Consider the following 22,349-nt stretch of genomic DNA (forward strand, 5'->3'; position numbering starts at 1 on the left):
CAAAATGGTAAATTCTTATGTACACTTTATTTATTCTGACCGTTCAGTATAAATAAAATAGAACAAGGTGAACTAATGCCCAAACTAGGGATGGAACCAACACGCCGAGCTGACATCATAAACGCCACGTTAGCCTGCATTAGTGTTTACGGGATTGATGGCATGACTCTGGATAAGGTTGCTGAGTATGCGGACTGCTCAAAGGGAGTTGTCGTTTATTATTTTAAGAATAAGGATAATCTGATGATTGAAGCTTTCAGGTCGTTCTTGGCCTATTATGGTCTAAAGATAGAATCAGAAATTGAAAACAAAATGACTGCCGGGGAAATGATTGAAGTTACATTGAAACATATATTACCTCCATACCATGATGATACGGAGAAAAAGATTAATGTTTCGCAGCTTGATGGAATTGAAAAGATGTCTATCCCGTATAAAGATCAAGCAAGGCTCTTTGTACAGTTTTTTTCAAAAGCTGTGTTGGATCCCAATTTGCAGGAAGTCGTATCGAAGAGTTATATGGCTGATCTCCATGGTATAGCAAAGATTTTTGATTACGGTAACATGTTGGGACATATGTCTGTTGAGGATCCGGAAAGCGCTGCATATGGGCTGCTTGCTATGGTAGTCGGTCTAAGCTTCTTTAGAGTAGCGAACATTCCGCCAATAAATGGCGAAGATAATCGATACATTTGCGAGAATTATGTCAGAAGGCTCACAAATAGTTGAGCATACATCTAATTAGGAGGGTGATTATGAATATAGCGAAGGTAGAATTAAGTGGGGGAGATATTGCAGTTGTGAGCAGCAGTGAGATACTAATTGGGGATGTTCAGTCTGCGTTGGATCTAATTGCAACCGTACATTATGAAACAGGCTGCGATCGCATTGTATTAAACAAATCCCAACTAAACGAACGTTTTTTCGATTTGAAAACACGCCTTGCAGGAGAAATCCTTCAGAAGTTTATCAATTATCGCGTAAAGATTGCTATTATTGGAGATTTTTCTGTGTATTCAAGTCAAAGCCTTCAAGATTTCATCTATGAATGTAATAGCGGAAAAGATATCTTTTTCTTGCCAACTGAACAACAAGCGATTGAAAAGCTAAGCATGTTGAAGTAGATGTTTGAAGGGGAGGAAGATAGGTGTTAATAGCACAGCGTAATCACACAGATTATCCAATGGTGAAAATTCCTGCAGGTGACATTGAATTAAGGGATGATCGAAAAAAGGCAACTTGGACGGTATCGGTGAATTCTTTTTGGCTTGCACCGGTTCCTGTTACGAAAGAGTTATATTTTTCGCTAATGCAAAAGACAGTTGAACCTAATGACGATCCTCAAGCTCCGGTTGTGAATGTCTCATGGAATGATGCTATTCTTTTCTGTAATTTGCTATCCCAGCACTCGGGTCTAAAGGAATGCTACTCGATAAATGACGAAGTTGAGGAGAGAGTCGTCTGTAACTGGGAAGCAGATGGCTATCGTCTTCCCACAGAAGCGGAATGGCAATTTGCGTGTAAAGCTGGAACAACCGGGTATCGATACGGCGAGCTTGATGAGATAGCTTGGTATCATGAAAATTCCGAAGGCATAGTCCATGAGGTAGGTGCTAAGAAGCCGAACGCGTGGGGGCTCTTCGATATGTTAGGTAATGTTTGGGAGTGGTGTTGGGATCTATACGATGTGAATGTATACGGCTCCTACAGAGTTTTCCGCGGTGGGAGCTGGGCGGAAACGGCTAGGGGCTGTGGAGCGACGTGCCGTCGCCGCAGTCACCCTACATTTCGCATTGATGATCTCGGCTTTCGTCTTGCTCGGAAAGCACTTTAGAGTAATATTCGTCCAGGCTGGAGGGGGTTCGTAGTGCTTGATGTTGAGATAAGAAGACCAAGAACTGAGGACATTCAAGAGTTAAAACAATTTTTTAGAATAGTCATTACAGACACGTTTATTAAAGAAGGTATAGGTGAGAAGTTAGACGATATTAAAGATGAAATCGAAGTTAAGAATAAATACTTGGAAAATGATTTTGAAAGCAATGGAGAGAAACGTTATTTTTTGATTGCTGTAGATGGTGATAAAATCATTGGTTCAATCGAATATGGTCCAGTTAGCGAGATCATAAGTAAATGTACAAACATTGCAATAAAAGAACAAATAGAGGTAGGCACAGTATTTGTACATCCTAATTACCAGAATAAGGGGATTGGCAATCTCTTATTAAATTCAATATATTCTACTATGTTGAATAGAGGCATAGAAGAATTTTATTTAGATAGTGGCTATAGAAGTGCCCAAAAAATTTGGAAAAAGAAATTTGGTGAACCTGTATATTTGTTAAAGGATTATTGGGGTCAAGGGTTTGACCATATGATCTGGAGAATGAGTTTACGAATTGAGGGTGTTCAAAAATGGATGTAAATGTCCTAGGATTTGTAGTTAAAGAAGAGTACAGAAATCAAGGTGTAGGTAGCATGTTAATTGAGCGTCTCGAACAGTGGGGAAGGAACAATGGATTTTCTGGGATTAAGCTCTTATCCCACCCAAGTCGAATACATGCTCACAGGTTCTACGAACAACGTGGCTATATGTTTACAAAGGACCAAAAAAATTTTATAAAAAAGCTATAAAAAAAGCGTTACACATGCTGGGAATGGGGCAATTTGAAGACTGCTCGCTCAATATTAAGCAGGCTGCCGGTGATTCGCCCGGCAGCCTATTTGTGTCTAACATTTGCCGTTTCACGCCTAAAAAAGAGAGAGCTAGAGATTTTTAATAAAATGTCCGTAATCGATAACAACAATCTTTCCTTTGCGATTTAAGCGCAAGTTTTGATAATGTCCGAATTTATAAACTCTCGTATCGTGAGGAATGATACCGTAACTCTCGAATTTATTTCTTAAATCGATAACATTACTTTCGATTCTGCGGGATTTGGGAAATTTCCGACTATACTTTCTCATGATCAGCCACCTATAACCTGTCCCATGTCTAATTACGGCGGCAAGATATTTCTTCACCCGGGAAGGAACAGAGTTGTAGATAATAACTTCTGTACGGTTGCACCTGATCCCAAGTTTGGATTTGGCAACTTTCAACACCTGGGTATTATTCCAATTGTATACGACACGCGAAGAGCCTGAACCGATGACTTTTTTACCTTTTGTCATTTTTTGAATGTTCTTTTTCAATGTCAGGATCCCTTTCCATTAGAATGGAGAGTACTATCCCATATTATTCGCAAAAAGACATCATGAGCAGGCAAATTTACTTTTTATTCATAAATAGGCAACTAAAAACACTATGGCGGCTTGACTATTTAAAATTTCTACGGACTGATTTTTTTATCAAAAACCGAATCCTTTAACAGCCGAAGGATCCCTTTACATATATTGGCGAAAGAAATCACAGTGCTAAGAGGTTTGAATACTAGCAAGGTGATTTTTAATAAAAGGAGTATTTTTGTGAAAAGCATTCAAAGCCGTTTATTAATCATGCTGCTTGTTTTTATTATCATTCCGTATTTTCTGTCTATTCTGCTGATTTATCGGCAAACGAAAGAGAATGTGGAACGGCATGAGCTTGAGAACAGCCGCGAGCAAATTGGGCAGGCGTCCGAAGACTTGGAGCAGTACTTTGATGACATCGTCAATCTTCCGTATATTTTATATAGAAATCCCGACTTGTTCATGATTTTCGAAAAAGGCTTCGAAAGTTCCCTTTATTTCAACCAGCTTGAAATCTATAAAGGCATGACAACCTTTTATCTGATGAGGAACGAAATTAGGCAGGTTCGGTTATACATAAAAGAAGGAAACAATTCGTTTACGGTTTATAATGCGATGATAAGTGCCCGCAAGCGGCAGCCGGATTTATTGAGACAAGCTTCTATTCAGAAGCTATTAAACTCTGATTCGAATTTTTTAATTGAACCGCCTCATCCAATTGAAAATTATAATGATACATCCATTATGCCTCAATCGGACAAGACGATGGTGTTGACGATTCATCACAAAATCTTGGACGCCCTTTCGAAAGAATTTCTCGGTATCATCACGATAGACATCGATTTGGACAAATTCGCCCGTATATCTAATCATTTTATTCAAAAAAATAATGAATCCGTACTGCTTTCCGATTCGAACGGTTATGTCATATATGCAAGTGATGCAGCCTTGATTGGCAAGGCAGTTCCGGCAGACTTACAAAAGAAAATCAATCAGTCGGCTGCAGGCGCACAGTTTTCGAATGGCGATATTATCTTTTCCAGAACGTTGTCGGAACCGTTAAATCAATGGCATTTTGTTAAGATAACATCAAGCAAATTCTTATTTAATGACGTGAGGAAAACAGCCTACACGAACATCATCGTCGGTGTAATCGTGGGTATTCTGGGCTTAATCATGATAGCCATCATCTCATACAAGGTTACTCGTCCGATCAAGCAGCTTAGCCGAAAGGTATTGAGCATTGAAGGAGGGAATATGAATGCACCGTTTGACGATAAGAGGGAAGATGAAATCGGCAATCTGGAGAGACATATCAAGGACATGATGAATCGGATCAATCGTCATATCGACCGTGAATACAAGCTGGAAATTGAGAACAGGAAGAACCAGCACAGGGCGCTAAAGTCGCAAATTAATCCTCACTTTTTATACAATTCCCTCCAATCCATTGGTGCGGTTGCCTTATTGAGCGAATCACCCAGAGTATACGAATTGGTCGTTTCCTTATCCAAAATGATGCGGTACTCCATTCGTGTCGATCAAAACGCCACAGTTCGGAGTGAAGTGGATTATATAAGAGCATATTTGAATCTTCAAGAGGAGCGTTTCCAAACCGATTTTAGCTATACCATCGACATACCTAAGGACATTCTTGGTATTTCTGTGCCGAGTATGATATTGCAGCCGCTCGTTGAAAACTTCTTTAAACACTGTTATGAAGAGGGATTCGAACAAGCCCGCTTGCGTATTTACGGTGAAGTACGAGGCGAATATTTGTATCTGGTTGTGCAAAATAACGGGCGCAGTATGACGAATGATGAGCTGAAGGCATTAACCAATAAAATCTATACGCCGCCTTACGAAGGAAACTACTCGCTTGAGCATATCGGCTTGAAAAACATTCATGACCGTTTAGTTCTTCATTATGATCAAACAGCGGGGATTGTACTGGATACGATGCAGGGAAAAGGGTTTTCCGTACAGCTCACGATTCCACTCTACCTCAAGGAGGAACAACGTAATGAAAGCTCTTATCGTGGATGATGAGTCCAATGTAAGGAAAATTATTCGTTTTATGGGACAGTGGCAGAAACATGGGATTACCGATATTTTAGAAGCCAGAAATGGTGAAGAGGCAAAAGCCTTGATTGATCGGGAAAGTCCGGAAATCATTATGACTGATGTGAAAATGCCCAAAAAAAGCGGAATTGAGTTGATCGAATGGCTGGATGCCAATTCCTATCCGGGAAAAGTGATTTTGATTACAGGGTTTGACGACTATTCCTTCATGCGTAAAGCGATTAAGCATGGGAGCTTCGATTATTTGTTGAAGCCTATCGAAAATGAAATGTTAAATGAAACACTTGCGGGAGCGGTTGAAACCTGGAAGAAAGAAGAGGAAGAACGTAGGAATATAGAGCCGGGCTTCTATGAAGAGGTGATGAAGCTTCGCTTAAACAGGGGGATTACCTCAGCATGTAACGGGGAACTTTATGATCACGAAGAAATTGCCTCGTCTCTTCCGCAAGCGGACGTTTACGATTTTACATTGATATATTTTTACCAAACCCATCATTCGGATCCCTATCTCCAGCATTTAACAGATGAACTGGTTACTCGGAAATGGGGGAATGTCTATGCTCTTCAGAATGACCCTAATGTCTGTGTGATCCTTTCCGTTCACGGCCAATTCTTCCCGATAGAGGAATGGATTACCCAGCACATTCATATTCCAGTTCGTCTGGTTAGCGGCCTTTCACTGACCTCACTAGAAGAACTCCCGCAATCTTTTCAATCTGCGCAAAGGGCGATGGCTGAGCAAAAATTCAGAGCCATACATCGTTTGACGGATTTGGATGATGCCCGGCGCATGCATGACATTGTTGCATTTGTGAATGAACATTATATGCAAGAGTTAAGTTTGGACAAACTGTCAACCCGGTTCTTCCTGAGCCGTGAACATATCTCGCGACGATTCAAGCAAGAAATAGGGATGACCCTATCCAACTACGTGATTCAATTAAGAATAAAGCAAGCCAAACGATGGTTAAGCCAAACGGACGAGAAAATGTACTCGATTGCTTTAAAGCTCGGGTACCAGGATGAAACTTACTTTTCGAAATTGTTTAAAAGATTGGTTGGCATGACGCCTCTTGAATATCGGAATAAGGAGGGAAACCGGGAAATAACGGAACTGGGATTGACTCATTAAGCTTGTACATATAACGAGGGGGAATCATGATAATCAAGGTTTTTCATTGCATTGTAGCCGGGTTGCTAACCCTATCGCTTTCTGCATGCGGGGCGGACAATCGTTCTGTGAAGGAATTGGATTCCATAAGCGCTGATCAGAACATCACTTTGGAGGTGCTTAATCCCAAAGTGGAAATTTCCACGGAGTTCGAGCAGATGGCAAAGGAATATGAGAGGGAAAATCCAAACGTTAAGTTGGATATTTTAACCTTTGGCGGAGGGGCAAACTACCTGGCCGAGTTGAAAGCAAGATTTGCGGCCAATAAAGGTCCCGATATTTTTCCTAACGGCGGTTACGAAGAAGCGAAGGCATGGAAAAGGTACTTGGAGGATTTATCCGATCAGCCGTGGGTGAAAAATGTGGTTGATGAGGCCCTTGAGCCGATGAAGATGGACGGGAAAATTTACGGGATGCCCTTTAATTTGGAAGGCTACGGTTTTATGTATAATAAGGATTTATTCGCAAAGGCCGATATCGGGTCACTGCCAAAAACGTATACCGAATTAAAGGCGGCGGCGGAAAAGCTGCATTCCGCTGGTATTACCCCCTTTGCAGTCGGGTATTCAGATAGCTGGTTTTTCGTTCTCATGTTAAATATTGCTTTTGCCCAGCAGGACGATCCGGACGCTTTTATTCAAGCTTTGAACGACGGGACGCAATCCATCGAAGGGAACAAAAAATTCGAAGATTTGACTCGAATGGTTGATTTGACTGTTCAATACGGCAATACAGATTTTCTGACGACCGACTATAATACCGAAGTCAGTTTGTTTGCCACCGGCAAAGCGGCGATCCTTAAACAAGGGAACTGGGCTCAATCTAAGATTGATCAAATAACGCCGAATATGAATATCGGTTTTTTGCCCATTCCGATTAATGATGATGCCAGAAACGATGCCTTGCCGGTGGGCGTATCCAATAACTGGGTTGTCAATAAAGAAGCTTCACCGGAGAAAAAGAAAGAAGCAAAAAAGTTTTTAAACTGGATGGTTTCATCGGAACAAGGTAAAACGTTTATGAAGGAGCAATTCCATTTTATTTCTGCGTTTAAAAATATAGAGACGGACCGTTCAGGACCGCTCGTGAACGATATTATTCGTTACTCCGAGGAGAAGAAGACGTTGTCCTGGAACTGGTTCAAATTTCCTCCGGGAGCTAGAGAAGAATTCGGATATGCGATGCAAGCTTATGTAGGCAAACAGCTTAACCGCGATCAATTGCTCCAGGAGCTCCAAAAATCCTGGAAAAAAGGTGAGCGGAAATAATTGGATCTTCATTTTCATAACCCTTTCGCCTCTGATACTTTGTATCAAGGCGGTAGGGTTATTTTGTGCTTGGGATCGAGTGTCGGTTGAATCAATATACGCCTGCAAATCTATCAATGTACGACATGTTCATAACTTCTCCTAAGTCTTAAAATACAAATTGTGGAGAGAAAAAAACATAAAAAGAAGAGGAGTTGTTAGGTAATGAACATCAAAAAATTTGTTAAACAAGCAACGACAGTAAGCTTGACTACAGCAATGCTGGTAGGAGGTGGCGCTCAAGCATTTGCCAAAGAAAAAGACGTTAGCGATAACAAAGAAAATTATGGATTTTCCCACATTACTCGTGCGGATATGTTGAAAATACCTGAACAACAAAAGAGTGCACAATTTCAAGCACCTCAATTCGATGCATCACCAATAAAAAACATTCCTTCGGCAAAAGGTTATGATGATCAGGGCAACTTGATCGATATCGATGTTTGGGACAGCTGGCCGCTGCAAAACGCTGATGGAACCGTAGCAAATTATCATGGATACAATATCGTATTTGCACTAGCAGGAGACCCTAAAAGAGGATGGGACACGTTTATTTACATGTTCTATCAAAAAGTAGGCGACACTTCCATTGATAGCTGGAAAAATGCCGGAAGAGTATTTAAAGATAGCGATAAATTCGTACCAAACGATCCATTCCTGAAATATCAAGCAGAAGAGTGGTCAGGTTCGGCTACCTTAACATCTGACGGAAAAGTTCGTCTGTTTTATACAGATCGTCAGGGCTGGGACCCCAATCACGGGTTTTACGGTAAACAAACCTTGACTACGGCTCAAGTTAATGTATCGCAACCTGATACTAGCTCTCTGAAAATTGATGGCGTAGAAGATTTCAAATCTATCTTTGACGGCGACGGTAAAATGTATCAAAATGTGATGCAAGGCATCGAAGCGGAGAACTGTTCAGATAATCATACATTAAGAGATCCTCACTATGTGGAAGACAAAGGTCATAAATACCTTGTGTTTGAGGCAAATACAGGTACGGAAACTGGCTACCAAGGACCGGAATCGCTTTATAACAAAGCTTACTATGGCGGCAGCGATAAATTTTTCGAGGCTGAAAAGAATAAACTGCTCCAAAGCCCTCTAAAACGTACAGCTGAGTTAGCTAACGGCGCACTGGGCATGATTGAATTAAACGACGATTATACGTTGAAAAAAGTTATGAAACCGTTGATTGCATCGAACACAGTAACGGATGAAATTGAACGCGCCAATATCTTTAAAATGAATGGCAAATGGTACTTGTTCACAGATTCACGCGGAGCCAAAATGACGATTGATGGCATTGGCGCGAATGATGTATACATGTTAGGATTTGTATCTGATTCCATTACCGGACCGTTTAAACCGTTAAATGGTACCGGCCTAGTCTTGAACATGAATCTTGATCCTAAAGACCTTACATGGACTTACTCTCACTTTGCAGTTCCGCAAGCTGACGGTAAAAATGTGGTGATCACAAGCTATATGACAAACAGAGGTTTCTATCCAGATCACCATTCCACTTTTGCTCCGAGCTTCTTGCTGAACATTGACGGATCAAAAACTTCAGTCGTAAAAGATAGTATCCTTGCGCAAGGTCAATTAACGGTTGATACGAATGAGAAAAACAAAAAATAATAAAAGCAATCTCAAAAAAGCAAAAGAAAATGCCGATGTAAATCGGCGTTTTCTTTTTTGCAAAGCGAGAAGGTGTCTCCTTGAACGTTACGACAAATCATAAGAAAGCAGCAAAACGAATAGGTGTAGTTATGATTTATTTCATTATTTTGATGACAATAGGATTAGCGGTGAATGAAACTTTCGATTCAGTTATGCCAACATACCGAGCTAGCTATCATTTTACTACCCCCGACAAATGGAAAAATGACCCTCAGCGGCCGATTTATTTGGATGGAAAGTATCAGTATTATTATCTCTATAATCATGATTATCCGAACGGAAATGGAACCGAATGGCGGCATGCGACATCAACGGATTTGGTGCATTGGAAAGATGAAGGGGTGGCCATTCCTAAATATACGAACAGAAATGGTGATCCATGGACGGGCTCAGTCGTCGTGGACGATACAAATACAGCAGGCTTTGGAAAAGGGGCTATTGTTGCGATCGTGACACAGCCCTCTGGTGATGGGGGGAAACAGGAACAATATTTATGGTACAGTACGGACAAAGGAAAAACGTTTACTTCTTATCGTGACGATCCCATTATTCCGAATCCGGGCACCAAAGACTTTAGAGACCCGAAAATCATCTGGGATCATCAGAATAATAAATGGGTGATGGCGATGGCGGAAGGGACGAAGATTGGTTTTTATGATTCGCCGAACTTAAAAGATTGGCAATATATGAGTGGTTTTATGACAGAAAATATCGGAATTGTAGAGTGTCCGGATCTTTATTTAATGCGTGCGAATGACGGTACTTATAAATGGATTCTTGGTGTCAGTGCAAATGGGAAGTCGGCAGGGCTACCAAACACTTACGCCTATTGGACGGGAAACTTTAATGGAAAGGAATTTTTCCCTGATCAACGTGATCCTCAGTGGTTAGATTACGGCTTTGATTGGTATGGAGCTGTCACGTTTGAAGAAGGTAAAGACAGTGATAAATACAATCACCGGTATGCTTTGGCTTGGATGAATAATTGGGATTATCCCCATCAAGCGCCAACGCTGCAAGAAGGGTATAACGGAACGGATTCGATTGTTCGTCAAATTCATTTAAAAAAAGAAAGCGATCATAAGTATCGTTTGGTTTCACAACCCATTGAAGCTATAAGTCAGTTGGCCAATACAATGGATTTGTTGAAACAAATAGAGGTTAATGGCTCTAAAACTCTACATATAACAGGCGATTCTTACCAGCTCGAAACAGATATATCGTGGTCAGAGATCAAGAATCTAGGATTAAGACTTCGAGAATCAACAGACAAAACCCGTCATGTAGATGTCGGGGTTTTTATAGAAGGCCAATATGCTTATGTCAATAGAGCTTTTACAGGACAGCCCGACAAGAGTGGTAAATATGTTGAAAGTAAGGCACCATTTGATGTGAGTAAGAAAAACGTTCACTTGAAGATTCTCGTCGATAAAACAAGTATTGAAGTCTTTATGGATGATGGAACCATCGTTTTCTCTAATGAAATTTTCCCGGAATTAAACGATCGAGGAATTACCCTTTTTTCGGAAGGCGGCACCGCGATCTTTAAAAATGTTGTAATCAAGCACTTCAACTAAGATCATTGGGTTGGATTAGCACTTAATTGCAAAGCTGAAGCAGCGACTTTCGTTATATACGATAGGTTGCTGCTTTTTTATTATGCCCATGAAAGTACAAATGATGCCTATACAGCGTTGATTTAGCTGCGAACAAAATATTGTTGAGATCTAGTAAAAGCTAGAGATAATAGCTAGATGTCATATGCAGAGTCTGAAATGGACGGATACGGATTAATATGACCTCTAACAATTCGCCGCACTTCTTGTCGTATCGCTTATAACTATCATATAATAGTAAGTAATTATTTTAATAGGGTTATTAATGATCCAGAAAAGATGTGTGACTTGGTCTCATTTTGGCTTGCTGTAGCGCCTAAACGGGAGCGACTACTTCTTTCTGCAAATTTTAGCATATAAGGATGGTAATAATGAGCAACAGAGAAACTAAAACAGACGTAATCTTAATTGGTGCCGGGATCATGAGTGCGACTTTAGGGACACTCCTGAAAGAATTAGTACCGGAATGGGAAATTACAGTGTTTGAAAAACTCGAAAATGCAGGTGAAGAAAGCTCTAACGAATGGAATAATGCGGGAACAGGGCATGCGGCACTGTGTGAGCTAAACTATACGGACGAAAAACCAGACGGGTCTATAGATATTAGCAAAGCTATCAAAATTAATGAACAATTTCAGCTTTCCATGCAGTTTTGGTCTTATCTTGTAAACAGCAAGCTGATACGGAATCCGCAGGACTTTATTATGCCATTGCCTCATATGAGCTTGGTGCAAGGAGAACAAAATGTAACGTTTTTAAAGAAACGTTTTGAAGCCATGTCCAATAATCCTCTGTTTCAAGGGATGGAATTTTCCGATGACCCTGAGAAACTGATGGAATGGATTCCGCTTATTATACAAGATCGTCCATCGAATGAGCCTATAGCGGCAACAAAAATCGACTCCGGAACTGATGTCAACTTTGGCGCTTTAACACGCATTTTGTTTGATCACTTAAAGAGTAAAAACGTCGATATCAAATACAAACATAGCGTTGATAATATTAAACGTTCTAGCGGCGGCTCATGGGAATTGAAAGTACGAAACGACAGCGGTAACGTCGAACGCCATACTGCAAAATTCGTCTTTATCGGAGGCGGGGGAGGAAGCCTGCATTTACTGCAAAAATCCGGAATTCCTGAAGGAAAACATATTGGTGGATTCCCGGTAAGCGGGATATTTATGGTGTGTAATAATCCGGATGTGGTGGAGCAGCATCATGCAAAAGTATACGGCAAAGCTAAGGTTGGAGCTCCCCCAATGTCTGTACCGCATCTTGACACAAGATTTATCGACAATAAAAAATCGTTGCTATTTGGACCGTTTGCCGGCTTCTCACCAAAGTTTTTAAAAACAGGTTCCATGTTTGATTTGGTAACTTCCGTAAAACCGGATAATCTAGTAACGATGTTGTCGGCAGGTGCCAAAAACATGCCATTGACCAAATACTTGATCGAGCAAGTTATGTTATCGAAAGAAAAGCGCATGGAAGAGTTACGAGAGTTTATCCCGAGCGCCAAAAGCGAGGATTGGGATTTAGTAGTAGCGGGCCAACGCGTGCAAGTAATCAAAGATACTGAAGATGGCGGCAAAGGCACACTTCAGTTCGGTACGGAAGTTATTAGCGCCGCGGACGGCTCTATTGCAGCATTACTAGGTGCTTCTCCAGGTGCTTCTACTGCAGTTCACGTTATGCTTGAGGTAATTAATAAATGCTTCCCGCAACATATGAAAGCTTGGGAACCGAAAATAAAAGAAATGATTCCTTGTTATGGCGTGTCACTATTGAAAAATCCAGAGCTTATCCGCGAAATTCATACTTCAACAGCACGGACGCTTGGTTTAAGTGAAAACTTGCCATTACAGAAGGCACACCAAACCGTATCGTAAATATCTTGTCTTTAAACCATAACCCCCTTTAAATATTAATCTTAGACCCACAGTCGGTTTCTGTGGGTCTTTTTTTGCTGTCGGCAGAACGGGGCAGAATAACAAAAAAATAGTTGCAATAGCATCCTATATCGCATATCATGAAATTAGTTGCAATAACATTCTATTTTGAGGAGGGGAGTAAATTGAATGAGCATTGGAGCCAAAATGATAAAGGCATAACGGAATCGCACGGCCAATACATCTCAGCTATCTATCGCCACATGCAGATATTGATCTCAGCCGAGCTGGCACCATATCGAATCGGAAGCGGTCAGTATATTTTCCTGATGGCGATTGCGTTTCAGCAGCCAATTACGCAGAAGGCACTAAGCGAGAAGCTGCTCATTGACAAGACGACTACCGCCAAAGCGATCGCCAAGCTGGAAGCAGAAGGATACGTGCGGAGGGAAGCCGCTCCCGCCGATAACCGCTATCAGCTGCTCTATTTGACAGAATTGGGACATGAGGTGGTGCCGAAGGTGCAGGAAGCGCTGAGCCGCGTCAAAAACAAAACAAGGAAGGGCATTACAGATGAGGAGTATGACTTGTTGGTAGGCTTGCTGAAAATCGTACTTCGCAATCTGAGCGAACAGGAGGAGACGTAGGAATGAGCGAGAACGGAGGATCAGGCTTGACCGATTAGCTGCTGACTTTTGCTGGTTTTACGATGAGCCTAAAATTTAGGAGGATGTAAATGATGATAGCGAATCCGTTTATTGTAGTGGAGAACTGCAAAGAAGAAATCAAGTACTATCAAAGCGTTTTTGGCGGCGAGATTGAGATTCTGCGCAAACAAGGAGAAGAGGTATTTAACGCGGACCTGCATGTAGAGGGGGCAACCCTTAAGTTTGCCGATACTCAAGCGGCAAAGCCGGTAATGAAAGGCGATTACGTGAGAGTCTTCTTGAGAATCGATACGGAGGAAGCATTCCGAAGGATTTATGGAGAATTTGCAGCTGGCGGAACTATTAATGCGGAAGTGTATGAAGCTCCGTTTAACGGACTGCTGGCCATCGTTACCGATCGGAACGGCGTATGCTGGGTGCTGTCCTATTATCGAACATAATACAAAAATAAGGCTGCCGACGGGTGATCCGATGGCAGCCTTTTGCTCACCGTGGGCAATGGGCTACATTTGGATACGCCGATACTCATGCATGAATGCGAGCTGCAGTACGGCACAGACGATGTCGTACACAACCAGAAGAACAAAAAAAATGAAAGGCAGCCAAAGCATATTGACGAGTAGACCAGCCACGAGATTAATAACAAGCGTGACACCGACGAGCGGTAATGTGTTAGGCGTACGGCGGCGGAATGCGTCGAGCGAGCGGGTGAAAGCCTCGGAGATGGAACAATCATCGCCGACAAGAGTAAATTCCAGGTACAGGAATTGCACCCGCAGTAGCAGGAAGATGATCATGAACACGATGACGCCGAGCATTTTCAAGGTAGTAGTTGCAATTCCCCCCAGTACGAAAAGGACTATCATCACTAGAATGTCCAGCAATAAGAAGCGCCCGAAGAAGCGACCTCCGTAAGCGACGAACCGCTCCATCGATAGTCTGCGCCCGTTGGCGGCGTCGTGGAGTAAGCCAACATATCCGCCCTGTAGAAAGGATTGCACAACAAGGAACAATGCGAGATAAAACAAGATGCTGAGCAAGCTCGATGAATTGATAGCACCTCCCCCAGCAATTTGTACTGACCCTGGCATAAACCCTTGCTCGGTTACTGCGCTAATCGATGGCAATCCCATTTGCAACGCAAGCTTTAACGTGATGTGAGCGCTGCCGTGAAAGCCATGCAACGCCACGCCGAGTAGAACAGACAACCCATCCACGATGACCGGGATGACGGCAAGAAGTGTGAATTTGGATAGCTTTCCGAAAGCTTCGAATAACAAAATATATCCCTCCTTAGCGCGTTCGCTTCTCTTCATACGTGAAACAGCTTGGAATAGTTGCGTTTTTTGGCTGCCGCGGGAACGAACGCGAAAAACGGTCGTCTGAAGACAGACGGCCGTTTCGATTTTCATTTTTATTTATTTGCTCCGTTTAAGATACTAAGCGAATTGTTAAGTGCAGATTTGCTCTTGCTGGCATTAGGGTTTGCCGAACGAACTGCCGATAATACCACGTCAATCGTTCCATCAATTTGGGTCCATGTTTTGCCATCTATTTTCCTAAGCTTAGGCTCAGCCGTGTCCCATTGATGTTCCAAATCGTCAGCGCCTTTTTTCGCCGCAGCAAAGTCATTTGAGTTTACATTGTTTAGCATATTACTTTCTATTGTAACGAAATCTGTTAATTGTCCAGCTAATTTATTTTGTGAAGAATCGGCTTGCGATTTTTCAACTGGTGTAGTGGTTTGTGAAGATTCGGTTTGCGATGCTAATTTATTTGCTCCGTTTATGATACTAAGCGAATTGTTAAGTGCAGATTTGCACTGGCTGGCATCTGGGTTTCCTGAACGAACTGCTGCCAATACAACGTCAATCGTTCCATCAATTTTGGTCCATGTTGCGCCATCCATTTTTCTAAGCTTAGGCTCAGCCGTGTCCCATTGATGTTCCAATTCGTCAGCACTTTTTTTCGCTGAAGCAAAGTCATTTGAATTTATCTTGTCTAGCATATCACTTTCAATTTTAACGAAATCTGTTAATTGTCCAGCTAATGTAGCTTGTGGAGAATCGGTTCGCGTTGTTATATTATTACTTAACCCAACATAACCGCCAATACCAACAACTAAGAAAATACCCAGTACCACAACGGTTTGCGTTAAAACATTTTTCTTGCTTCCATTTGCAAGGGTTGTTTCTGCTGTTTCACTTTTTGCCGCTGTATCAAATTTTGTAATTGCAAGAAAAATGATTATCGCTAAAATAGCTAGAAGGAAAATTACACTAGTAACTGTAGTCCCCAAACCTAATGCGCCATTCGTTATTGGCTGAGACAGGTAATCTCCTAATGATGCCCCGAGTGGACGAGTAAGAATATACGCAATCCAAAACGCTAATACCCCGTCAAGTTTCAAAAATTTCCAGGCCAAGAATACACAAGCTATGATAATAACTACTGTTATACCTGTGTGAAGATAACCAAGACCGAGTTGTTCGGAAAATAAATCGCCGACTGCTGTTCCAAGTGCAAATGTGAAAAGAATGGTAAGCCAATAGAAAACTTCTCTTTTTCTTGTATAAATCGAGTGTATCGAGAGTGTTTTTTCACTAAGATACCAAAAAAGAAAAGTTAATCCCAGGAGTACGGAAAAAACAACTGTACTAGCCTCAAGTGGTATACCGACATTGTCTGTCAAATTATCAGTGACCAACGTTCCAAATACGCTAATAAGCACAACCGTTAGCCAATAAATGCCTGGAGCATATTTTGTTGCTTTGAATTGAAGAATCAATACGATGAAGAACGCTATTCCCATAATAATTGTAGTAAACGTTAACCCGAACCCAAGATTGAAATTCAGGAAATCAGCGAATGTTTCACCGACAGTTGTGCATAAAACCTTGATGATCCAGAAGAAAATAGTAACTTCCGGCACTTTGTTAAGTAAGTTATTCAATTTATTTTGGTTCGCATCCATACACAAATTCCTTTCTTTATAGTGGTTTCCCACAACTTAATAAAAGATATAAACACGTTTTAGTGAGATTAAAATAACATTACTATAGCGAGATTAAAGTATCATTAGAAAGCTCTTAACAACTATTTATTCAAATTATTTTTTCTCCCAAAAGCGAAATAATCCAAACAATCCTATAAACCCTAATAACCCGAGCAGTCCCCAATATTGATTTTTGTTATTGGCTGAGCTTATTAAATCAGTGTTATTAGAAGTTGGATTATAAACCTCATAACTCTTGATACGATTTGAAGTAGGGTAAAACCCATTTCCTGTATAGCCGGAACCGGAGAAGCCTGTTATTCCGTAAGGCCCTCCAAAACTGCTCTGAGGTGGAGGAGTTGTGTCGGCTGCCATCGAAGAAACGAATTGACTGCACAATAAAATTAGGAAAATGAAAGCCATTATTTTTTTACACATTGAAAGAACGCCTCCATCATTAGGAAATTTATATATTATCATTTCCATGAATGGATGAAATATCCCGATTTATCCCTCATCTTGATAACAAGGTGGGGCTATTTGACGTTTAGCTAGTTAATGTTAATAGAATGTTAGAAAAAACAATCTACTTTCCTACTAATTTTGTCCATACTATTTTTCAATTAGTAGAATACTTTATATTAGAAGGGAGGGAAAGAAAATGAACGTAAGAAGAAATTCCAAACATCGCGTGATCAATTCTTTGGATGCTGCAAAAGACGAATTAAGAGAAGCAGAGAGAGCCGTCAAACGCAATCAATTTGAAAAAGCCGAAAAAGAAGTAGCAGACAGCCTTAGATTTATTTCACGTGCATTACGCAGAATCAATAAAATCGAGAAGGGGTCTTAAGTCACCTTTCTTTGCCCGTCGTACCATTCTTTTTGTAAGCGTCAAAAGGCCCCCACCTGCTAAAGGATGGAGGCCTTTTAAGTTTCTTTTCAGATTTTATTTTCGCTTATAGAGCAGGTTTATGCAACCTTATTCAACTGTAGGTAGTCTGTAAAGAGGGGGGGATCGCATGCGGAAACTTATTTTATTTGGTTTTGTCTTTGTCCTCATTTTCGGTGTATGGTTAGGGGCTAAGTCCTATCGATCTTCAGAATCTGTTAATTTTGAAGAACTTGTTCCAGGAGAAATTGTGAAGATTGAATATCATAACGGGGGAAACGGCTTGCTTTATGAGACAGATAAGAAGTCATTAATCAATTCATTTATTGAAGCTCTGAAATCAACTACTTATCGAGAGACAAAGCCCAACCCTTGGACCGGAGGCGGATCATTAAGGCTTTATGGAGAAAATAAGAAAATAATCGGTTTATCATTTGGACCTAATTACGATGTTGCAATTAATGGAGTATACTATAAAATGAACAAAAATATTAATGACCAATTGCAACCTTTTTTCAATGAATTCATTATCAATGCCAACGTTCAGAAGTAACTTTTATCAGTGGAATCAAAACACCGAAGAATCACCTCAATTTTGTGTATAAAACAGCGGCAGTCTAGGACTTTTTATCGTCCATAGCTGCCGCTGTTTTTATTATTAGGGTCAGTCTCGACTGTTAGTCACAAGATTAACATTAAAGGTCACAATATTTGTAGTTGATGTTTTAAGCAGTTGTTAAAATGGTTTGGTAAGCGCTTCAAATTTGAACATGGAGGTGATGCAAGAGGGAAAGGCTTTTGTATGTAATGAAAGTACCTTGAGAGGAGGATTTGAAGAAGGACATAGACTTTGGTGTCTATGAAATTATAAATTATGAATTCGGAGGGTTTAACAAATGGCTGCGAAAACATATTTTTCTAAGAAAAATCCGGTTGTACTTTGTTTTCTTGCATGCACGTTGCTATTGGCACAATTGATGTTAGTTCCAGCAACCTCCTTGGCGGCAACGAACCTTGCTGCGGGCAAATCGGTTACATCCAGCGGCCACGCTGATGTATATGTAGAAAACAACATGACAGATAGCAATCAAGGAACGTACTGGGAGAGCACTAACAACGCTTTTCCGCAATGGGCGCGTGTTGATCTTGGAAGCTCCGACAGCGTAAACCAGGTTGTTCTGAAGCTTCCTACAGGCTGGGGATCAAGAACACAAACTTTATCTATTCTGGGAAGTACGGATGATTCCACTTATACAACGCTTTCCAACTCCGCCACTTACACATTTGACCCTGCTAGCGGAAACATAGTAACCATTAACTTTACAGCAGCAAGCGCTCGATACGTAAAAGTAAACGTAACTGCAAATAGTGGTTGGCCTGCAGCTCAACTATCAGAGCTTGAAGTATATGGTAGCGCTTCACCACCCCCTAATGGAACTTATGAGGCAGAAAATGCAGCTTTGTCCGGCGGAGCTAAAGTGAACACTGATCATACGGGTTATACTGGCACTGGATTCGTAGATGGCATTCAAGCTGTAGGAGCTACAGCTCAATTTTCAGTGAATGTGGCTACTGCCGGCAGCTACAATGTCACTTTGCGCTATGGCAACGCTATGGGCGGCACAGAGACAGTCAGTATTTATGTTAACGGTACTAAAATTAAACAAACCTCGTTACCTAATTTGGCTAATTGGAACACATGGTCCACGAAAACCGAAATTTTGAATTTGAATGCCGGAAATAACACCATCGCTTACAAGTATGATTCCAGCGATAATGGCAATGTCAACTTTGACAATATCACGGTTGCAAGCACTGGTCCAATGCCTGATTTGACGGTAACTGCAGCATCATGGAGTCCTGCTTCCCCAGTTGAAAACGATGTGATAACTTTAAACGCTACAATTAAAAACGTAGGTAATGCTAATTCCGCTGCTACAAATGTTAATTTCTACCTTGGCACAAATTTGGTTGGTACAGCATCAGTAGGTGCTTTGACTGCTGGAGCTTCCACAACTGTATCGGCTAATATAGGCGCTAAAGATGCTGGAACATATACCGTTACAGCAAAAGTTGACGAGGCCAACGCGGTTCTTGAGCAGAATGAAAGCAACAATAACTACACCAGCTCCAGCTCGCTGAACGTTAATCCGGTTTCCAGCTCCGATTTGGTTGGAACTGTTTCATGGACGCCAAGCACCCCAGTTGCCAATAACACAGTAGCCTTTACTGTAAATTTAAAAAATCAAGGAACCATAGCTTCTGCAAGCGGAACCCATGGCATCACAGTAGTTCTGAAAGACTCTGCAGGTTCGACGATTCAAACATTTAATGGATCATATAATGGTGCCATAGCCGCTGGAGCATCTGTTAATGTTACCATTCCAGGGTCATGGACAGCAGCAAATGGCAGCTACAGTGTAACCACAAACATTGCGGTAGATGCCAACGAAGTAACTGCCAAGCAAGCGAATAACATAAGTACAACAAGTCTGGTCGTGTATGCCGCTCGTGGTGCGAGCATGCCGTATACCCGTTACGATACTCCGGACGCTGCCATTGGTGGCGGTGCCTCCGTGAAGTCCGCACCGACATTCGATCAATCACAGACGGCTTCCGAAGCTTCGGGGCAAAGCTATGTGGCACTGCCTTCGAACGGCTCCTATGCGGAATGGACTGTCAGAGCCGGGGAAGGTGGGGTAGGTGTAACGATGAGATTTACCATGCCTGACTCGAGTAATGGAATGGGATTGAACGGTTCACTAGATGTATTCGTGAACGGCGTTAAGGCCAAGACAGTTGCGTTGACATCCTACTACAGCTGGCAGTATTTCTCAAGCGATATGCCTGCAGATGCTCCTGGGGGTGGGCGTCCACTTTTCCGTTTTGATGAAGTGCACTTTAAACTGGACTCGGCACTCAAAGGCGGAGACAAAATTCGTATCGTGAAGAACAATGGTGATAGTTTAGAATATGGGGTGGATTTCCTCGAAATCGAGGCTATTCCCGCTGCTATCGCTCGTCCGGCCAACTCAGTTTCCGTAACCGATTACGGTGCTGTCGCGAACGACGGCCAGGATGACCTTGCGGCCTTTAACGCGGCTGTTAATGCCGCAGTTTCATCAGGCAAGACCATGTATATTCCGGAAGGAACGTACAACCTCGGTAACATGTGGCAGATCGGTTCTGCCAATAATATGATCAATAACCTCACGATCACGGGAGCAGGCATTTGGTACACGAACATCCAGTTTACGAACCCGAATGCTGCGAGCGGTGGAATCTCGCTTCGAATCAGTGGGAAACTAGATTTTAGCAACATCTATCTCAATTCGAATTTGCGCTCACGTTATAACCAGAATGCCGTATATAAAGGATTTATGGACAATTTTGGAACCAATTCCATCGTGCATGAAGTCTGGGTAGAGCATTTTGAATGTGGTTTCTGGGTAGCGGACTACGCGCATACACCGGCAATCCATGCTGAAGGACTCATTATTGAAAACAGTCGTGTTAGAAATAACCTTGCAGACGGCATCAACTTTGCTCAGGGAACCAGCAATTCGACTGTACGCAATAGCAGTTTGCGAAATAACGGTGATGATGCATTAGCCGTATGGACGAGTGATACGAATGGAGCGCCAGCGGGTGTGAACAATACTTTCACCTATAACACCATCGAGGATAACTGGCGTGCGGGAGCTATTGCTTTCTTCGGAGGAAGCGGACACAAGGCTACCAATAATTTAATCATCGATACCGTTGGCGGCTCCGGATTCAGAATGAACACCGTATTTCCCGGATATCATTTCCAAAATAATACCGGTATTGTATTTTCCGATAATACCCTTATAAACACCGGTACGAGTCAAGACCTCTACAATGGCGAACGCGGTGCAATCGATCTGGAAGCCTCCAATGACGCCATCAAGAACTTAACGGTTTCCAACGTCGATATCATTAACACGCAGCGCGATGCTGTCCAGTTAGGTTATGGCGGTGGATTCCAGAATATCGTCTTCAACAGCGTCAACATTAATGGTACTGGTCTTGATGGGATAACAACTTCACGGTTCTCGGGACAACATAAAGGCGCGGCCATATTCACTTATACAGGTAATGGCTCTGCAACCTTCAACAGCCTGACGACCAAAAATATCGCTTACCCTGATCTTTACTACATTCAACCTGGATTTAACCTGACAATTAAGTAAGCTTACAAGTTCATCGGCAGGGAGGTGTTTTTCGGAACACCTCCCGTTTTTATGTTTTCATGAAGTGTTTAACCTTCATTTCACATGGCTTGCTTGGCACGATGTCCTTGAAAGAAATACTTGCTCAACTTATTCTAGTCTTTATTATTGAGTCCTTAGTGGAACTATTTATTGTCGGTCCAGTAGCAAAAAAAATGGCTTTATCATTACCATATGACAAATCTAAGAAAGTCTTAGTGATTCTATCTCTTGCATTTTTTATGGTGAGTGGCATGGTTCTCCTTATGTCTCATTATGGATTGGGGAATGCTTACTTTTCCGACATCTGAGTGGTGAATCATTGTTGGAAAGTTACTTTTCTTTGGTATTTAAAAATTTTATCTTTGCTTTTCCTCTTCAACTCATAATTGTGGGTCCACTTGTTCGGTATTTATTTGTTAAATTCGTTAAAGATAAAAGAATTATGGAATCTTTGAGCTAAAATGTATTGAATTGAACGAAAAACCAAAGAGGAGCTGCTACTTTAAGCAGCTCCTCTTCTGTGTGCGCCACGCATGGCGATTAACTAGGCGGTGAAAGTCCGCTGTGGGGGTTTGTAGTT

The 22,349-nt window shown here is 41.7% G+C and carries 20 protein-coding genes and 1 pseudogene; 17 read left to right on the forward strand and 4 right to left on the reverse strand.

What is annotated here, in order from left to right:
* Window positions 1-75 precede the first annotated feature (75 nt).
* The 5 genes and pseudogenes from ACFQZT_RS28880 to ACFQZT_RS28900 form a co-directional block, all read left to right on the forward strand.
* Window positions 76-729, forward strand: coding sequence for a TetR/AcrR family transcriptional regulator (locus ACFQZT_RS28880; RefSeq protein ID WP_379305780.1), 654 nt, complete (start codon window positions 76-78; stop codon window positions 727-729).
* A 26-nt stretch (window positions 730-755) separates the two neighbouring features.
* Window positions 756-1,124, forward strand: coding sequence for a DUF4180 domain-containing protein (locus tag ACFQZT_RS28885; RefSeq protein WP_379305782.1), 369 nt, complete (start codon window positions 756-758; stop codon window positions 1,122-1,124).
* A 59-nt stretch (window positions 1,125-1,183) separates the two neighbouring features.
* Complete coding sequence (locus tag ACFQZT_RS28890; RefSeq protein ID WP_379305824.1) at window positions 1,184-1,834, forward strand: formylglycine-generating enzyme family protein; 651 nt, start codon at window positions 1,184-1,186, stop codon at window positions 1,832-1,834.
* 33 nt (window positions 1,835-1,867) lie between these two features.
* Window positions 1,868-2,425: a GNAT family N-acetyltransferase gene (locus ACFQZT_RS28895; protein WP_379305784.1), complete on the forward strand. Its 558-nt coding sequence runs from the start codon at window positions 1,868-1,870 to the stop codon at window positions 2,423-2,425.
* A pseudogene (locus ACFQZT_RS28900) lies at window positions 2,422-2,634 on the forward strand (GNAT family N-acetyltransferase); the annotation flags it as partial. The gene ACFQZT_RS28895 and the pseudogene ACFQZT_RS28900, both read left to right, overlap by 4 nt.
* A gap of 132 nt (window positions 2,635-2,766) precedes the next feature.
* On the opposite strand, the gene ACFQZT_RS28905 reads toward ACFQZT_RS28900, so the two are convergent.
* Window positions 2,767-3,195 carry a hypothetical protein gene (locus ACFQZT_RS28905; protein ID WP_379305786.1) on the reverse strand — a complete coding sequence of 143 codons (429 nt, stop codon included), beginning with the start codon at window positions 3,193-3,195 and terminating at the stop codon, window positions 2,767-2,769.
* A 273-nt stretch (window positions 3,196-3,468) separates the two neighbouring features.
* On the opposite strand from ACFQZT_RS28905, the gene ACFQZT_RS28910 reads away from it, so the two are divergent.
* The 8 genes from ACFQZT_RS28910 to ACFQZT_RS28945 all read left to right on the forward strand — a co-directional run bounded on the left by ACFQZT_RS28910 (window position 3,469) and on the right by ACFQZT_RS28945 (window position 14,090).
* Entirely contained in the window at window positions 3,469-5,277 is a 1,809-nt protein-coding gene (locus ACFQZT_RS28910; protein ID WP_379305787.1) for a sensor histidine kinase, read from the forward strand.
* Window positions 5,255-6,445 carry a response regulator transcription factor gene (locus ACFQZT_RS28915; protein WP_379305790.1) on the forward strand — a complete coding sequence of 397 codons (1,191 nt, stop codon included), beginning with the start codon at window positions 5,255-5,257 and terminating at the stop codon, window positions 6,443-6,445. Before ACFQZT_RS28910 ends, ACFQZT_RS28915 begins: the two co-directional genes overlap by 23 nt.
* 26 nt (window positions 6,446-6,471) lie before the next feature.
* Window positions 6,472-7,752 (forward strand): ABC transporter substrate-binding protein, encoded by a 1,281-nt coding sequence (locus ACFQZT_RS28920; protein ID WP_379305792.1) that lies wholly within the window; start codon window positions 6,472-6,474, stop codon window positions 7,750-7,752.
* 204 nt (window positions 7,753-7,956) lie between these two features.
* Window positions 7,957-9,435, forward strand: a complete 1,479-nt coding sequence (locus tag ACFQZT_RS28925; protein WP_379305796.1) for a glycoside hydrolase family 68 protein — start codon at window positions 7,957-7,959, stop codon at window positions 9,433-9,435.
* Window positions 9,436-9,587: 152 nt separating this feature from the next.
* Window positions 9,588-11,054, forward strand: coding sequence for a glycoside hydrolase family 32 protein (locus tag ACFQZT_RS28930; RefSeq protein WP_379305826.1), 1,467 nt, complete (start codon window positions 9,588-9,590; stop codon window positions 11,052-11,054).
* 410 nt (window positions 11,055-11,464) lie between these two features.
* Window positions 11,465-12,982 (forward strand): malate:quinone oxidoreductase, encoded by a 1,518-nt coding sequence (locus ACFQZT_RS28935; RefSeq protein ID WP_379305798.1) that lies wholly within the window; start codon window positions 11,465-11,467, stop codon window positions 12,980-12,982.
* A gap of 185 nt (window positions 12,983-13,167) precedes the next feature.
* Window positions 13,168-13,629, forward strand: a complete 462-nt coding sequence (locus ACFQZT_RS28940; protein WP_379305800.1) for a MarR family winged helix-turn-helix transcriptional regulator — start codon at window positions 13,168-13,170, stop codon at window positions 13,627-13,629.
* A 92-nt stretch (window positions 13,630-13,721) separates the two neighbouring features.
* Entirely contained in the window at window positions 13,722-14,090 is a 369-nt protein-coding gene (locus ACFQZT_RS28945) for a VOC family protein (protein ID WP_379305828.1), read from the forward strand.
* 63 nt (window positions 14,091-14,153) lie between these two features.
* Here ACFQZT_RS28945 and ACFQZT_RS28950 read toward each other — a convergent pair whose 3' ends face one another.
* From ACFQZT_RS28950 to ACFQZT_RS28960, 3 genes are all read right to left on the reverse strand, one after another.
* Window positions 14,154-15,062, reverse strand: a complete 909-nt coding sequence (locus ACFQZT_RS28950; protein ID WP_379305802.1) for a hypothetical protein — start codon at window positions 15,060-15,062, stop codon at window positions 14,154-14,156.
* Window positions 15,063-15,064: 2 nt separating this feature from the next.
* Window positions 15,065-16,624, reverse strand: a complete 1,560-nt coding sequence (locus ACFQZT_RS28955) for a COG4705 family protein (protein WP_379305804.1) — start codon at window positions 16,622-16,624, stop codon at window positions 15,065-15,067.
* 135 nt (window positions 16,625-16,759) lie between these two features.
* On the reverse strand, window positions 16,760-17,131 hold the full coding sequence (locus ACFQZT_RS28960; protein WP_379305806.1) for a WGxxGxxG family protein: 372 nt from the start codon (window positions 17,129-17,131) through the stop codon (window positions 16,760-16,762).
* Window positions 17,132-17,306: 175 nt separating this feature from the next.
* Here ACFQZT_RS28960 and ACFQZT_RS28965 point away from each other — a divergent pair, with 175 nt between their 5' ends.
* From ACFQZT_RS28965 to ACFQZT_RS34040, 4 genes are all read left to right on the forward strand, one after another.
* Window positions 17,307-17,495: a hypothetical protein gene (locus ACFQZT_RS28965; RefSeq protein WP_379305808.1), complete on the forward strand. Its 189-nt coding sequence runs from the start codon at window positions 17,307-17,309 to the stop codon at window positions 17,493-17,495.
* 169 nt (window positions 17,496-17,664) lie between these two features.
* Window positions 17,665-18,087: a hypothetical protein gene (locus ACFQZT_RS28970; protein WP_379305810.1), complete on the forward strand. Its 423-nt coding sequence runs from the start codon at window positions 17,665-17,667 to the stop codon at window positions 18,085-18,087.
* A 343-nt stretch (window positions 18,088-18,430) separates the two neighbouring features.
* Complete coding sequence (locus ACFQZT_RS28975; protein WP_379305812.1) at window positions 18,431-21,748, forward strand: CARDB domain-containing protein; 3,318 nt, start codon at window positions 18,431-18,433, stop codon at window positions 21,746-21,748.
* A 361-nt stretch (window positions 21,749-22,109) separates the two neighbouring features.
* Window positions 22,110-22,229 carry a DUF2798 domain-containing protein gene (locus ACFQZT_RS34040; protein WP_483874894.1) on the forward strand — a complete coding sequence of 40 codons (120 nt, stop codon included), beginning with the start codon at window positions 22,110-22,112 and terminating at the stop codon, window positions 22,227-22,229.
* Window positions 22,230-22,349: the final 120 nt, after the last annotated feature.

It is taken from the genome of Paenibacillus sp. GCM10027628 (genome assembly GCF_042676385.1).
GTDB lineage: Bacteria > Bacillota > Bacilli > Paenibacillales > NBRC-103111 > Paenibacillus_E.